The organism is Staphylococcus caledonicus (assembly GCF_016238465.1).
Classification (GTDB): Bacteria; Bacillota; Bacilli; order Staphylococcales; family Staphylococcaceae; genus Staphylococcus; species Staphylococcus caledonicus.
The window spans coordinates 269,356-284,682 of record NZ_JABTXV010000001.1; the positions used below are offsets into that span (position 1 = coordinate 269,356).

Genomic DNA, 15,327 nt, shown 5'->3' on the forward strand with positions numbered 1-15,327 from the left:
CACAAATGATGAGTAGTAGCTTGCTACAGTTTGAAGTATTTAACACTAAAAATAGTTAAAAATATTAAAAATAGGAGTGTAACAAATGAGAAAACCAATCATAGCTGGTAACTGGAAAATGAATAAAACAGTTCAAGAAGCTAAAGACTTCGTAAATAATTTACCAACATTACCTGATGAAAAAGAAGTTGAATCAGTAATTTGTGCGCCAACAATTCAATTAGACGCATTAATTTCTCTAGTGAATGATGGCAAAGCAAAAGGATTAAAAATTGGTGCTCAAAACACTTATTTTGAAGATAATGGTGCCTTTACAGGAGAAACTTCTCCAGTAGCATTAGCTGATTTAGGTGTTAAATATGTTGTTATTGGACACTCAGAACGTCGTGAATTATTCCATGAAACTGATGAAGATGTGAACAAAAAAGCACACGCAGTATTTAATCATGGCATGACACCAATTATTTGTGTTGGTGAAACTGACGAAGAAAGAGAAAACGGCAAAGCAAATGAAGTCGTTAGTAACCAAGTTAAAAAAGCATTAGAAGGTTTATCAGAAGAACAACTTAAAGAAGTTGTTATTGCTTATGAACCAATCTGGGCAATCGGTACTGGTAAATCAGCTACTTCTGAAGATGCGAATGAAATGTGCGCACAAGTACGTAAAACAGTAGCAGAATTTTCAAGTCAAGAAGTTGCAGATGCAACACGTATTCAATACGGTGGTAGCGTTAAACCTAATAACGTTAAAGAATATATGGCGCAATCAGATATTGATGGTGCATTAGTTGGAGGCGCATCATTAAAAGTTGATGATTTCGTACAATTGTTAGAAGGTGCTAAATAATTATGGCTAAACAACCAACAGCATTAATTATTTTAGACGGTTTTGCTAACCGTGAAAGCGAACATGGTAACGCGGTAAAACAAGCGAATAAACCTAACTTCGATCGTTATTACAACAAATATCCTACAACTCAAATTGAAGCTAGTGGTTTAGATGTTGGTCTACCTGAAGGTCAAATGGGTAACTCAGAAGTTGGTCATATGAATATCGGTGCAGGCCGAATCGTTTACCAAAGTTTAACGCGTATCAATAAATCTATTGAAGATGGCGATTTCTTTGAAAATGATGTCTTAGGTAAAGCCACACAACATGTAAAAGATAATAACTCTGCTTTACATGTCTTTGGTTTATTATCAGATGGTGGCGTACACAGTCATTATAAACACCTATTCGCATTATTAGAACTTGCTAAACAACAAGGTGTAGAGAATGTTTATGTGCATGCATTTTTAGATGGACGTGACGTTGATCAAAAATCAGCACTTAAATATATCGAAGAAACAGAAGCTAAATTCAAAGAACTAGGTGTAGGCCAATTCGCATCTATCTCAGGTCGTTATTATGCAATGGACCGCGATAAACGTTGGGAACGTGAAGAAAAAGCTTACAACGCAATTCGTAATTTCAATGGTCCTTCATACGCATCTGCTAAAGAAGGCGTTGAAGCAAACTATGCTAACGACTTAACAGATGAATTTGTTGAACCATTTATTGTTGAAGGTCAAAATAACGGAGTAAATGATAACGATGCAGTTATCTTCTTCAACTTCCGTCCTGACAGAGCCGCTCAACTTTCTGAAATATTTACAAACAATGCCTTTGATGGCTTTAAAGTAGAAAGAGTAAGCAACTTATTCTACGCTACATTTACTAAATATAATGACAATGTTGATGCAGAAGTTGTCTTTGAAAAAGTTGACTTAAACAATACAATTGGTGAAGTTGCGCAAGATAATAACTTGAAACAATTGCGTATTGCAGAAACTGAAAAATATCCACACGTTACTTATTTCATGAGTGGTGGTCGTAACGATAAATTCGAAGGTGAACGTCGTCGTTTAATCGATTCACCTAAAGTAGCGACATATGATTTAAAACCTGAAATGAGTGCGTATGAAGTGAAAGATGCGCTATTAGAAGAGTTAGATCAAGGTGATTTAGATTTAGTTATCTTAAACTTTGCTAACCCTGATATGGTAGGTCACAGTGGTATGCTAGAACCAACTATTAAAGCAATTGAAGCAGTAGATGAATGTTTAGGTGAAGTCGTAGACAAAATCTTAGACATGAATGGTTATGCTATCATCACAGCTGACCACGGTAACTCTGACCAAGTGTTAACAGATGATGATCAACCAATGACTACGCATACAACTAACCCAGTTCCAGTTATCGTTACTAAAGAAGGCGTCACTTTACGTGAAACTGGCCGACTTGGTGATTTAGCGCCAACATTACTTGATTTATTAAATGTAAAACAACCAGACGAAATGACTGGAGAATCATTAATTAAACACTAATTTTGTTGGAAAAAGTTAAAAATGATTCTAATGTGAGGCTTGATTTCATGGCCTCAACATAGAATCAACTTAACTTAATACAAATATTTTATTAAATGCTTAAATCAAGCTATAATAACTATAGAATCTAAATTTAAAGGAGATTATTAACATGCCAATTATTACAGATGTTTATGCTCGCGAAGTCTTAGACTCACGTGGTAACCCAACAGTTGAAGTTGAAGTGTTAACTGAAAGTGGAGCTTTCGGTCGCGCATTAGTACCTTCAGGAGCTTCTACTGGTGAACATGAAGCAGTTGAATTACGTGATGGAGACAAATCACGTTACAGCGGTAAAGGTGTAACTAAAGCCGTTGAAAATGTTAATGAAATTATTGCACCAGAAATCGTTGAAGGTGAATTTTCAGTATTAGATCAAGTATCAATTGATAGAATGATGATTCAATTAGACGGTACTTCTAACAAAGGTAAATTAGGTGCCAACGCTATCTTAGGCGTATCAATTGCTGTTGCACGCGCTGCTGCAGACTTATTAGGCCAACCATTATACAAATACCTAGGTGGATTCAATGGTAAACAATTACCAGTACCTATGATGAACATCGTTAACGGTGGTTCTCACTCAGATGCACCAATCGCATTCCAAGAGTTCATGATCTTACCAACTGGTGCTGAATCATTCAAAGAAGCATTACGTTGGGGTGCTGAAATCTTCCATAACTTAAAATCAATCCTAAGCGAACGCGGTTTAGAAACTGCAGTAGGTGACGAAGGTGGTTTCGCACCTAAATTCGAAGGTACTGAAGATGCGGTAGAAACTATCATCAAAGCTATCGAAAAAGCTGGTTACAAACCAGGCGAAGATGTATTCTTAGGATTTGACTGTGCATCTTCTGAATTCTACGAAAACGGTGTATACGACTACACTAAATTCGAAGGTGAACACGGTGCTAAACGTAGCGCAGCTGAACAAGTTGACTACCTAGAAGAATTAATTGGTAAATACCCAATCATCACAATTGAAGATGGTATGGACGAAAACGACTGGGACGGTTGGAAACAATTAACTGACCGTATCGGCGATAAAGTTCAATTAGTAGGTGACGATTTATTCGTAACTAACACTAAAATTCTTGCAAGAGGTATTGAAGAAGGTGTTGGTAACTCAATCCTAATCAAAGTTAACCAAATCGGTACATTAACTGAAACATTCGATGCAATCGAAATGGCTCAAAAAGCAGGCTACACTGCAGTAGTTTCTCACCGTTCAGGTGAAACTGAAGATACAACAATCTCAGACATCGCAGTAGCTACAAACGCTGGCCAAATTAAAACAGGTTCATTATCAAGAACTGACCGTATTGCTAAATACAACCAATTATTACGTATCGAAGATGAATTATACGAAACTGCTAAATTTGACGGCATTAAATCTTTCTACAATTTAGATAAATAAGATTCTGCTAAATAAAATACAGTTTTAAATTAAATAAAGTTCACGCTATTAGCCTGTCACAGAGTTGAGACTGTGGCAGGCATTTTTTATTTTTTGGGAAAATGGAGACCACACATCTTACATAGTGACATTTTCCAAATCAATTCTAACCCCACCATGAAGCTACCAATACTTTAGTATGAAAGCAGACGGTAGAATGAATCAATAGACACAGCATAGGAACTTATTTAACTTACCTAAGCAAACTGATATAATAAGCGTGTAATTGAAAGAAGGAGATTTAAACATGGAGAATGTACCTAATCAGCCAAGTCAAAGGGAACGTAACGCTGGTAAATTAATTGGCTATGGCTCTTTAATATTTTGTATCTTACTAATCATTCATAATTTTATTGCGCTAGACACACAAACCGCAAAAACGCTACTATCACAGGCAGGCCAAAAAGCAAGTGATAGTGCTGTAGATAATATCTTGAATAGCTTTAGGTATACTGGTGTAATGTATATTCTGGCTTATTTAGCAGGCGTTATTGCATTATGGAACCGTCACAAATACTTATGGTGGTTCATGTTTGCTGTATATGTTTCTAACGTGCTATTTACATTAGTAAACATTGCAATAGTGAATAATGCGATTATTAGTGCTAAATCACCATTATTTGTTGTACCTGTATTCATTGTTATCATTGGATCAGCATTATTAGCAATTTATATGTTAGTGATATCATTAATGCGCAAAAGTACATTCAATCGATAGACATTGATAAGCTAACAACATATGTGATATAATTCCAACGTATATAATGAATGGAGGACAATTTTCATGCATACACTTTTCATAGTACTATTAATTATTGATTGTATTGCATTAATCGCTGTTGTTTTACTCCAAGAAGGTAAAAGTAATGGACTTTCAGGTGCTATTAGTGGTGGCGCAGAACAGTTATTTGGTAAACAAAAACAACGTGGCGTCGATTTATTCTTGCATAGATTAACAATTATTTTAGCAATCATTTTCTTCTTAATAATGATTGGTATAAGTTACTTTGGTTTATAAGGTCCGACGATGTCAATGTCGGACTTTTTTATTTATAATAAATAAAGAATAGGAACGGGACAGAAGTCTAATATAGTTTTGAAGATTTTGCAGTCTCGTCCCAGCAAGGTTGATTAGAAATGAAGGTAGTGGCGATTTAGCGCATCTTTATTTCAGTCAACCACTGCTCAAACTTAAAACTGATGCATTTAATACTAATGTTTCAGTCTCATATATTTTAAAGCTTTTAATAAAAGAGAAATACCACATATATAGACGTTAAACTAGCACTGCATAATAATATGTAGCGTTAACGTTTTTAAGATAAAATATTTAAATTTACAAGATACGATAGATACTACGATGGAGAGGGATTTCAAAATGCAAATTAAATTACCACAACCTTTCTTTTTTGAAGAAGGTAAACGAGCTGTTTTACTCTTACACGGGTTCACTGGTAACTCATCAGATGTAAGACAATTAGGTCGTTTCATACAGAAAAAGGGCTATACATCTTACGCCCCACAATATGAAGGACATGCAGCACCACCCGAAGAAATATTAGAATCAAGTCCTCATGTGTGGTTTAAAGATGTACTTGACGGTTATGACTATTTAGTTGAGAAAGGCTATGAAGATATCGCTGTAGCAGGTCTGTCACTTGGTGGCGTCTTTGCCCTAAAATTGAGCTTAAATCGACCTGTAAAGGGTATTGTAACTATGTGTGCACCCGCTGAAGGTAAAACACAGGGTTCGATATATGAAGGCTTTTTAGAATACGCACGTAATTTCAAAAAGTATGAAGGTAAGGACCAAGCGACGATTGATAGAGAAATGGAAAACTTCCATCCAACTGAAACTTTAAAAGATTTAAGTGAAACACTAAATAATGTAAGAAATGAAATTGATGAAGTGTTAGATCCAATATTAGTAGTACAAGCTGAAAATGATGAAATGATTAATCCTCAATCAGCAAATTATATATATGACAATGTTGATTCAGATGATAAAGATATTAAATGGTATGCAAATTCAGGACATGTCATTACAATCGATAAAGAAAAAGAACAAGTATTCGAAGACGTCTACAATTTCTTAGAAACTTTAGATTGGTCTGAATAATAAATAAAAATTAGAAATGAAAGAAGAAAGGAGGGGCATGATGAATTTAAAGCAATCCATTGAAGAAATCGTAAAACAACCTGATTATAGCCCAATGTCGGTGTCAGATTTTCAAGATGCTTTAGGTCTTAACAGTGCTGACTCATTTAGAGATTTAATAAAGGTGCTAGTAGAACTAGAACAAGCAGGTTTAGTCGAACGAACTAAAACAGATAGATACCAACGTAAACAATCAAGTAAAAGTACAGGTTCTAATTTAATAAAAGGGACGTTAAGTCAAAATAAAAAAGGCTTTGCGTTCTTACGACCAGAAAATCAAGATATGGACGATATCTTTATTCCACCTACAAAAATTAATCGTGCTTTAGATGGCGATACAGTAATTGTAGAAGTTCAAAAATCCAAAGGGGAACATAAAGGTAAAACTGAAGGTGAAGTAAAATCTATTGAAAAACATTCAGTCACACAAGTAGTAGGTACGTTTAGTGAAGCAAGACATTTCGGATTCGTGATTCCAGATGATAAACGTATTATGCAAGACATTTTCATCCCTAAAGGTCAAAGTCTTGGTGCCGTAGACGGTCATAAAGTGCTTGTACAAATCACTAAATACGCAGACGGTACAGATAACCCTGAAGGACAAGTTTCAGCTATATTAGGTCATAAAAATGACCCAGGCGTAGATATTTTATCAATTATTTATCAACACGGAATTGAAATTGAATTCCCTGATAATGTCTTAAAAGAAGCTGAAGCCGTACCCGAAGAGATTAAACCTGATGAAATTAAAGGACGTACGGATTTACGTGATGAACTAACAATCACAATTGATGGCGCAGATGCAAAAGACTTAGATGATGCCATCAGCGTGAAAAAACTTCAAAACGGTCATACAGAATTAACGGTTAGTATCGCTGACGTAAGTTACTACGTCAAAGAAGACTCAAATTTAGATAAAGAAGCTTACGATAGAGCGACAAGTGTCTATCTTGTGGACCGAGTAATTCCAATGATTCCACACCGTTTAAGTAACGGTATTTGTTCATTAAATCCGGAAGTAGACCGCTTAACATTAAGTTGTCGTATGGAAATCAATGAACGTGGCGAAGTCGTGAAACATGAAATATTTGATAGTGTCATCCACTCTAATTATAGAATGACGTATGATGCAGTTAATCAAATTATTACTGATAAAAATCCGGAAGTTCGTAAGCAGTATCAAGAGATTACACCTATGCTTGATTTAGCTCAAGAACTATCTGAACGTTTAATTCATATGCGTAGACGTCGTGGTGAAATAGACTTCGATATCAGTGAAGCTAAAGTATTAGTCAATAATGAAGGTTTACCTACCGACGTAGTTATACGTGAACGTGGTGAAGGTGAACGTCTAATTGAATCATTTATGTTGGCTGCTAACGAAACAGTAGCTGAGCATTTTAATAAATTAGAAGTACCATTTATCTATCGTGTTCACGAGCAGCCTAAGTCTGATCGATTGAAACAATTCTTCGAGTTTATTACTAACTTTGGCATAATGGTTAAAGGCACTGGAGAAGATATCCACCCTTCAACGTTACAATCTATTCAAGAAGAAGTTGAAGGACGCTCAGAGCAAATGGTTATCTCGACAATGATGTTACGTTCAATGCAACAAGCACATTATGATGACACTAATTTAGGTCACTTCGGCTTATCAGCTGAATATTATACGCACTTTACGTCTCCAATTCGACGTTATCCCGATTTAACTGTGCATCGTTTAATTCGCAAATATCTCATTGAAAATTCAATGGATAATAAAGAATTGCACAAGTGGGAAGACAAACTACCTGAATTAGCTGAACACACATCACAACGTGAGCGTCGTGCAATTGAAGCAGAACGTGATACAGATGAACTGAAAAAAGCTGAATACATGATTCAACACATTGGTGATGAATTTGAAGGTATAGTAAGTTCTGTAGCTAACTTTGGTATGTTTATTGAATTACCTAACACGATTGAAGGTATGGTGCACATTTCCAATATGACTGACGATTATTATAATTTCGATGAACGTCAAATGGTATTAATTGGTGAGCGTCAGGCTAAAGTGTTCCGTATTGGAGATACAGTTACTGTAAAAGTGACACATGTAGACGTTGATGAACGTATGATTGATTTCCAAATCGTTGGTATGCCTACACCTAAAAATGAAAGAAGCCAACGACCAGCAAGAGGAAAAACAATTCAAGCTAAAACGCGTGGTAAATCTTTAGATAAATCAAAAGATGATAATCAAAAAGATAAGAAGAAAAAGCGTAAACAACGTAAAGGTAAAAATCAGCGAAATCGTGATCAAAAAGATAATACTAAACACAAACCATTTTATAAAGATAAAAGTGTGAAGAAAAAATCACGTCGCAAGAAAAAATAATCAGCAAAGAGGTGACTAACATTCATGGCTAAGAAAAAAACAAAATCACCAGGTACATTAGCTGAAAACCGTAAAGCCAGACATGATTTTAATATAGAAGACACGATTGAAGCGGGGATCGCATTAAAAGGTACTGAAATTAAGTCAATTCGACGTGGTAGTGCCAATTTGAAAGATAGTTTCGCCCAAGTTAAACGAGGCGAAATGTATATTAATAATATGCATATTGCCCCTTATGAAGAGGGCAATCGCTTCAATCATGACCCTTTACGTTCACGTAAATTATTACTTCATAAAAAAGAAATTATTAAATTAGGTGAACGTACTAGAGAAATGGGATATTCAATTATTCCATTGAAACTGTATTTAAAACATGGGCAATGTAAAGTATTATTAGGCGTAGCTCGTGGTAAAAAACTACATGATAAGCGTCAAGCTTTAAAAGATAAAGCAATCAAACGCGAAGTGGATCGTGCAGTTAAAGCCCGTTATTAAGCACAGTTGTTGCTTAATCGGGCTCTCTTTGATAAAATAAATAGTATTGTGGTTAAAGTTATATGTCAGTTGAAAATAGTATTGAGGGGACGTTTTTGGATTCGACAGGGGTCCCCCGAGCTCATTAAGCGTGTCGGAGGGTTGTCTCCGTCATCAACACATTCAGTAAATATAACTGACAAAACAAACAATAATTTCGCAGTAGCTGCGTAATAGCACTCTGCATCGCCTAACAGCATCTCCTATGTGCTGTTAACGCGATTCAACCTTAGTAGGATATGCTAAACACTGCCGTTTGAAGTCTGTTTAGATGAAACTCAATCAAACTAGCATAATACTGGTTGTCTGTTGCTTACTATTATGCGAAATTCAACAATAGACTACACACGTAGAAAGATGTGTATCAGGACCTCTGGACGCGGGTTCGAATCCCGCCGTCTCCATACATAAAGCCTTATATTGCAAGGATTCAAGCTAGCAAGTGTCAAATATGTGTCAAGAAAATAATTCTCTGACACGTTGACCTTGCTCTTTTTTATGCTCTTCAAGCAAATGGGAATATGTGTCTAAGGTGATAGATATGCTAGCATGACCTAAACGTTTACTTATATATTCGATTGGTATACCTTTAGAAAATAAATAAGATGTATTCGTATGTCGAAGTGAATAGGGCATGATATTGTCATTATCTAAACCAATTTGTTTTTTAGTATAATTAAAAGACTTTTTAACAGCATTATGACTTACACTAAATAATTTACCATCAATTCTGCGTGGTAAATTTGCTAGTTTAGAATTGATTAACAAAATGTCTTTTGAACTAACTTCCACATCTCGTTTACTGTTTTTAGTTTTAATACCCGGCAAATGCACAACACCATCACTTTTATTTAAATCTTTGTAAGTCATTTGGATTAAGTCACTGTATCTAGCGCCAGTGATAGCTAATAAGTATAAAAAGATATAGCTTTCTTCATTTCTTGATTTAAAATAATTCAACATATCTAAATAGTTTTTAATGCTCATATATTTAAAATCTTCGTCTTTCGCCTCAACTGTTCCGTTAATCTCAATTTTGTAGGTAGGGTCTTTTTTTATGTAACCGTCATAAACTGCATCACGTATACAAGGGCCTAAACAACCATTTACTTTACGTACCGTTTCATTTGCATGCCCGTTTCCGTAGTCATTTAAAAATCTTTGATAATCAGATCGTTTAATGTTTTTTAATAACATCTTATCACCAAAATATTTTTCAAATAGTCTCAATGAACGTTCATACCAATAGTATTGTTGTGGTGATAATTCCTTTTTGTTTTTTAGCACTAGCCATTCTTGGTAATAATCATAAAACGTTTTGTTATCTTCTAATTTATTATCATCTAAGTCTCTAATTAGTTGTTGAGCTGCATTGATAGCTTCTGCTTTCGTTTTAAATCCTGACTTACACTTTTTACCCGACTTAAAATAGGGATGCTTAACGTCGTGGTGCCATGATGATGAAGGTTTGTTTTTACGTTTTGTGACTGAAAATGAGGTCATTTACTGATTCCTACTTAAAAAAAGTAAAAAATAATAAGGGTAGACACGCTACCCTAGAAATAATTAAAATTTTATTGTAAACTAAAAATTTTGAATTAATATAAGGCAAATGAATGCTCTTAATTAATTTGGTTTAATATCATAAATATAACGTTTGTTAGAAAATGATGTTAGAGGTTGGAACTCTAATTCAATTTTTTTCGGGTTACCATTGATGGCAAAACCTTCAGAACCGCTAATTTCTCTGTTAGGAGATAATGAATCCATTAATTGATTATCAACAGGGTAAGATTTAGCTTGCTTGCCATCTACATAAACTTTTACATCTCCACCTACCGGTATATCTTCTTTAGAATTGTTTTTTATTGTCATATCTACTTTTAATACTCTATCAGCCTCAACCTCTGAAAATTCATTTCTCTCTTCAGTGTAAACAGCATTATCTAATGTAAAAGATACTCCATCTATTTCAGTAGTTTCACCAACTTTTTTGATTTTAGTCTTTTTGTCTTTATCTAATGTGCCTTTTTCGTTTACTTCTTTGTCAACTTCATTCACAAAGGCGCCAGTACATGCTGTTACACCAATTATAATTAAAATTAATAAAACTAAACACCCACCGCAACCAAAGAGCCATCCTTTCTTTTTTTGTTTTTTCCTTTTTCTTGTTGCTTTTGATATTCTTGGAATTGTTCCCACTGTCTACGTTGTTGTTCGTGGTTATTGTCATTCATCCTAAATATCCTCCTAATTAAATTTTATATTTGAACATATGTAAAAGACGTTAAATTATCTTATTATATGTAAATATCATTTACTTATTAAATTACAGTTTATCTTATAAAAAGGTTTATAAGACCTAATACTTTAACTCTTGGGTTATAGTTTTTATATACTATGAACTAAGCTAATTCATGATACTTTTTAAAATTATAATCTTATTATATAATTTTTCGAAGAAAAATAAAGTGTATTTTACAATATTTACAGTGAGAAATAAAATTGTTTTATCAAACAAACTAAATAGACGTATTTGTGCAGTTTAAAAAACACAAATACGTCTGTTTTTATATAAGGAAAACCATACGCTATACGTATGATTCAGAAAAGGTTCTATTGTTGTCATAAAAGATGCAACTTTACATGCTAAAATAAATATCGGTCAATCAACCAATATAATCAACACAAAGAGATGCTAATTTAAAATACAGATATGGAAACAGAAAGTTTTGATGCAAAGGTTTTACGTAGGTATAGTGGTACAAATAAAAAGAATATTGAAAATTGCATTCTTAATTAATTATAAGAGGACCTCGTTGTAGATCAAAATCCAACGAAAAAATATCTGAATCTATTTATAGAAGAAGAAATTAAGAAAAGAATGAAAGAGTGCTCTTTAGGAGAGCAAGAAAAGCAGTGTAGTTAGCTGATTGGAAACGCTCTTATAGGCTAGCAAGTAAGAAAGACTTGTAGCTCCAAAGCAAATCGCCCGTTTACACGGGCGGTTTTAATTATTTGTCGTGAAATGTAGTTTTAAAAATTTATATCGATTAGTCGTAAAATTAAGTATAAGAAAATCATTGCTAATGTTGTAATATATCATAAATGAGTTGTGATAATATAAAATATACTAAAAATTAATTCTGTGACGTATAATTATTTTTATAGAATATAGTCCGACATTAAAATGAATGTAAAATTAACTTTATATTCATGTTCAAAAAGGAGGGGATGAGCGGATGGAAATAAACGTAGAAAACAACAGTTTTATTATAAAAAATCTACAAGAATCTAAATTGATATTAGAAAACAATCATAGTAAAAAAGTATTTTCACGAGAAGAAGATGAGTTTGTAATTAAATACAAAGATTTAGAAGAATTATTAAAAGTAAAAAATTTTCCTTTAACTTTTAAAAATGAAAATGGGGAAGATTTAATCTTATCCGATGATATATTTAAGTTTGAGAGTACGGTTATTAAGCATAACAAGTCCATGTACTATATATATGTAACAAAGGAAAATAAACTTAGCGTGATCTACAACAAAAAGCCAAGCATATTAAATTTTTATCATAATGATGGATGCATAAAAGAAGCGAAAGTAGAAAATAATACTTTAATTATTCAAATTAATTACCACTGTAGTATTTACAAGCCTATCTCTATTGAAGGGAAAATTAAAGTTAGAAATAAAGAAACTGAGATTAAGACAATTGGTCAGATAGTAGATATTAGTAAAAATAATCATATTTATAATGTTACAGCTAACCTTATTTTCAAGTTAGATGAATTGAACGAACTATTTATGGGTCGCATCCCAGATTACATTTATAATTCTGATATTTACGACATTAGTTTTAATTACCAAATAGAAGAAATGCAAATTTCTAAATATTACACAAGATTAAAGTTTCCTTTAGAAAATAAATATAACGTTAATGATGAAAATTGGTTAACGTATGATAAAGAATTTATGTTACTTTGTAGACCTTATCCAACCACTTATGGAAATCTCTCAATGCGCCTTATTCCAGTACCTAAAGATACTTACAATGATTTCATATCTCAAAATTATATAAAACTTAATGATAATGGTAAGAAAAACATTGTTTGCATGGAATATCCTGAAAAAGCTCAAGAAAATGGATTAATATATTTTAAATGGTTAGTGCAACATCTTTCTCAAAAATTTAATATTTATTATTTAATAAGTTCTCGTAGTAATGATTTAGATAATTTAAAAGGATACGAGGAACATATTATTTATTACAAATCGAGAAAGAATATAGCGATTGTAAATAGTGTTGACGTCATATGTCATTCGCATAGTGCCAATTATTTATTACCTTTTCAAACAAATAAAGCAGAAAAAATAATTAATCAGAAAAATAGAGTCTTTTTACAACACGGTATCATTGGCTCTAAAGATGTCAGTACACTATATGGAAGAAATGGAGAAGACAAAGTGGCAGATTTATTTGTCGTGTCTTCTGAGAGAGAAAAAGAATTAGTTCATCAAGATTATGGTTTTGAACGAAATGAAATTATTTTAACAGGCTTGCCGAGATTTGATGATGTTATTAAAGAGAGAAAGAATATAATTAAAAAACTTAAAAATCAGAAGAAAATTTTAATTATGCCAACGTGGCGTACTGGTTTAAATATATATTCAGATGAAAGATTTATGGGAACGAATTATTATAAAGAATTTCAACAATTAATTAATAACCCTGAATTACAAAGATTAGTTGAGGAAAAAGGATATAAAATATCTTTTTATTTACATAGAAACTTCCAAGTATTTAGTCATCTTTTTTCTTCTGAATTTGTCGAAGTACTTACAGATCAAGATCATGATGTAAAAGATTTATTAGCTAAATATCAAGTTTTAATTACTGACTATTCTAGTGTGGGATTAGATTTTGCATTAATGCATAAAAAAGTCGTGTATTTTAGACCAGAAACTATTGTAAACGATGATTTCATGTCAGAATCAACAAAATTGTTGCCGGGAGAAGTAATGACTAACCAACAAGATTTAATTAAAGAATTACTAATTACTAAAATGTCTAAAAAGTATAAGAATAATTTAGATCATCTATATAAATATGCTGATAGAAAAGCATGTAAAAGAATAAGCGATGCGATGATTAATTATTTTAACCTGAATTAAAGGGATAGTTTGTTTTCATTTATCAAGATAACAATAGTTTTAGACTGATTATATTGGAGGTCTAATATGGAATTATTAGGTACTATCATATACTTATTTATTACTTTTTATATTTATAAAACTGTATGGTTTGTAATAACGCCCTATATTGCTGGCTTTTTTTATAATGTCCCTATTTCTAGAAACGATGAGAGTAACTTATTTTTAGCAATGATGACTACAATACTAGCTACATTAGTTATTACCTTAACTATATTAATAGGGAGTTATTTAATTTTTCATTGGTTCTCAATAGTACTCTTAATCGCGTTATGCATATTCATAAGAATTAAAGATATAGGAAACCCTGATATTTAATGTTTATTGAGGCTAAGGCATTGATTATTTATTCAGTGTAAAACCGACAAACTGTCTCCAAAAGTAGGAATTTCGGCGAATAAATTCAAGAGATAAAAAATAGGGGATGACGACAGAAATCTAATGTAATTTCAAAGATTTCTATCGTCATTCTTTACCAATGTCGACTAGAGAAGAAAGTACGGTTTTATTTACCTTTTTTAATGAACTATTACAATTATGAACTTGAAGAAAAGCATCTAAAGTTAGTTACAAATACGAAGCGATATAAAATACATTGTTTTTAATTACAAATCTAAAATAACTTTAGCATTGTAATTTTTTATTAGATTAATATAGATGTTAATAAAAGTGTTGAAAATTATTTTAAGGTTTTGTCCATTGCCGTTTTATATTTATTAAATATATTATCATCAATATCGCCATTCATCTGGATTAGCATATTATCTTTAGCATAAACATGTGAATAAAACGCTGCACTAGATTTTCCTAATTCATCATAATATTTCTTCATTTCTTCTAAATCTTTTTTATTTTTAAACTTAAATATTCTAGCATTTTTGTTATCTTCCACTGTAAATATTTTTGCATCTTCAGATTTCATAGGAGCCATTCCGAAATCTTCATGTTTCATTGTTCTTAGATTTTTTACACTTAAACCTTCACTTTTAAATTTATTTATTACATCACTAATTTCATAATTTTTACCACACGCTACTAAAATTAGAACTCCTACTAACAAAATATAAAGCAACTTTTTCATCCTTAATATCCTCCTTATTAAATTTTATATTTGAACATATGTAAAAGATGTTGAATTATCTTAATATATGTAAACATCATTTACTTATTAAATTAC

At 32.4% G+C, this 15,327-nt stretch carries 11 protein-coding genes, 1 other RNA gene and 1 pseudogene; 10 read left to right on the forward strand and 3 right to left on the reverse strand.

The genetic code is table 11. From position 1 onward, the window contains the following. The first annotated feature begins 85 nt into the window (after window positions 1-85). From tpiA to ssrA, 9 genes are all read left to right on the forward strand, one after another. On the forward strand, window positions 86-847 hold the full coding sequence (gene tpiA / locus HS848_RS01275; RefSeq protein ID WP_198610983.1) for a triose-phosphate isomerase: 762 nt from the start codon (window positions 86-88) through the stop codon (window positions 845-847). A gap of 2 nt (window positions 848-849) precedes the next feature. Then, a complete protein-coding gene (gpmI, locus tag HS848_RS01280) occupies window positions 850-2,367 on the forward strand; it encodes a 2,3-bisphosphoglycerate-independent phosphoglycerate mutase (RefSeq protein WP_198610984.1) in 1,518 nt (505 codons plus the stop codon). Between the two features lie 151 nt (window positions 2,368-2,518). Beyond that, window positions 2,519-3,823, forward strand: coding sequence for a surface-displayed alpha-enolase (gene eno / locus HS848_RS01285; RefSeq protein WP_107507510.1), 1,305 nt, complete (start codon window positions 2,519-2,521; stop codon window positions 3,821-3,823). A gap of 286 nt (window positions 3,824-4,109) precedes the next feature. Next, window positions 4,110-4,580, forward strand: coding sequence for a hypothetical protein (locus tag HS848_RS01290; RefSeq protein ID WP_198610985.1), 471 nt, complete (start codon window positions 4,110-4,112; stop codon window positions 4,578-4,580). Between the two features lie 66 nt (window positions 4,581-4,646). Further along, window positions 4,647-4,880 (forward strand): preprotein translocase subunit SecG, encoded by a 234-nt coding sequence (gene secG / locus HS848_RS01295; RefSeq protein ID WP_103167571.1) that lies wholly within the window; start codon window positions 4,647-4,649, stop codon window positions 4,878-4,880. Between the two features lie 360 nt (window positions 4,881-5,240). Then, window positions 5,241-5,981 carry an alpha/beta hydrolase gene (locus tag HS848_RS01300; protein ID WP_198610986.1) on the forward strand — a complete coding sequence of 247 codons (741 nt, stop codon included), beginning with the start codon at window positions 5,241-5,243 and terminating at the stop codon, window positions 5,979-5,981. 40 nt (window positions 5,982-6,021) lie between these two features. Continuing rightward, the gene (gene rnr, locus HS848_RS01305) at window positions 6,022-8,400 is read left to right on the forward strand and encodes a ribonuclease R (RefSeq protein WP_198610987.1); all 2,379 of its coding nucleotides are present in this window, start codon (window positions 6,022-6,024) and stop codon (window positions 8,398-8,400) included. Window positions 8,401-8,424: 24 nt separating this feature from the next. After that, on the forward strand, window positions 8,425-8,895 hold the full coding sequence (smpB, locus tag HS848_RS01310; RefSeq protein WP_103167568.1) for an SsrA-binding protein SmpB: 471 nt from the start codon (window positions 8,425-8,427) through the stop codon (window positions 8,893-8,895). An 85-nt stretch (window positions 8,896-8,980) separates the two neighbouring features. Next, window positions 8,981-9,341, forward strand: a transfer-messenger RNA (tmRNA) gene (ssrA, locus tag HS848_RS01315). Between the two features lie 49 nt (window positions 9,342-9,390). Here ssrA and HS848_RS01320 read toward each other — a convergent pair. Both HS848_RS01320 and HS848_RS01325 read right to left on the reverse strand, forming a co-directional pair. After that, on the reverse strand, window positions 9,391-10,437 hold the full coding sequence (locus HS848_RS01320) for a tyrosine-type recombinase/integrase (protein ID WP_198610988.1): 1,047 nt from the start codon (window positions 10,435-10,437) through the stop codon (window positions 9,391-9,393). A 123-nt stretch (window positions 10,438-10,560) separates the two neighbouring features. Further along, window positions 10,561-11,171: pseudogene (locus tag HS848_RS01325) on the reverse strand (DUF4352 domain-containing protein). Window positions 11,172-12,176: 1,005 nt separating this feature from the next. On the opposite strand from HS848_RS01325, the gene HS848_RS01330 reads away from it, so the two are divergent. Then, a complete protein-coding gene (locus tag HS848_RS01330; protein ID WP_198610989.1) occupies window positions 12,177-14,111 on the forward strand; it encodes a CDP-glycerol glycerophosphotransferase family protein in 1,935 nt (644 codons plus the stop codon). A gap of 718 nt (window positions 14,112-14,829) precedes the next feature. Here the strand turns inward: HS848_RS01330 and HS848_RS01335 are convergent. After that, window positions 14,830-15,231 (reverse strand): hypothetical protein, encoded by a 402-nt coding sequence (locus tag HS848_RS01335; protein ID WP_198610990.1) that lies wholly within the window; start codon window positions 15,229-15,231, stop codon window positions 14,830-14,832. Window positions 15,232-15,327 lie beyond the last annotated feature (96 nt).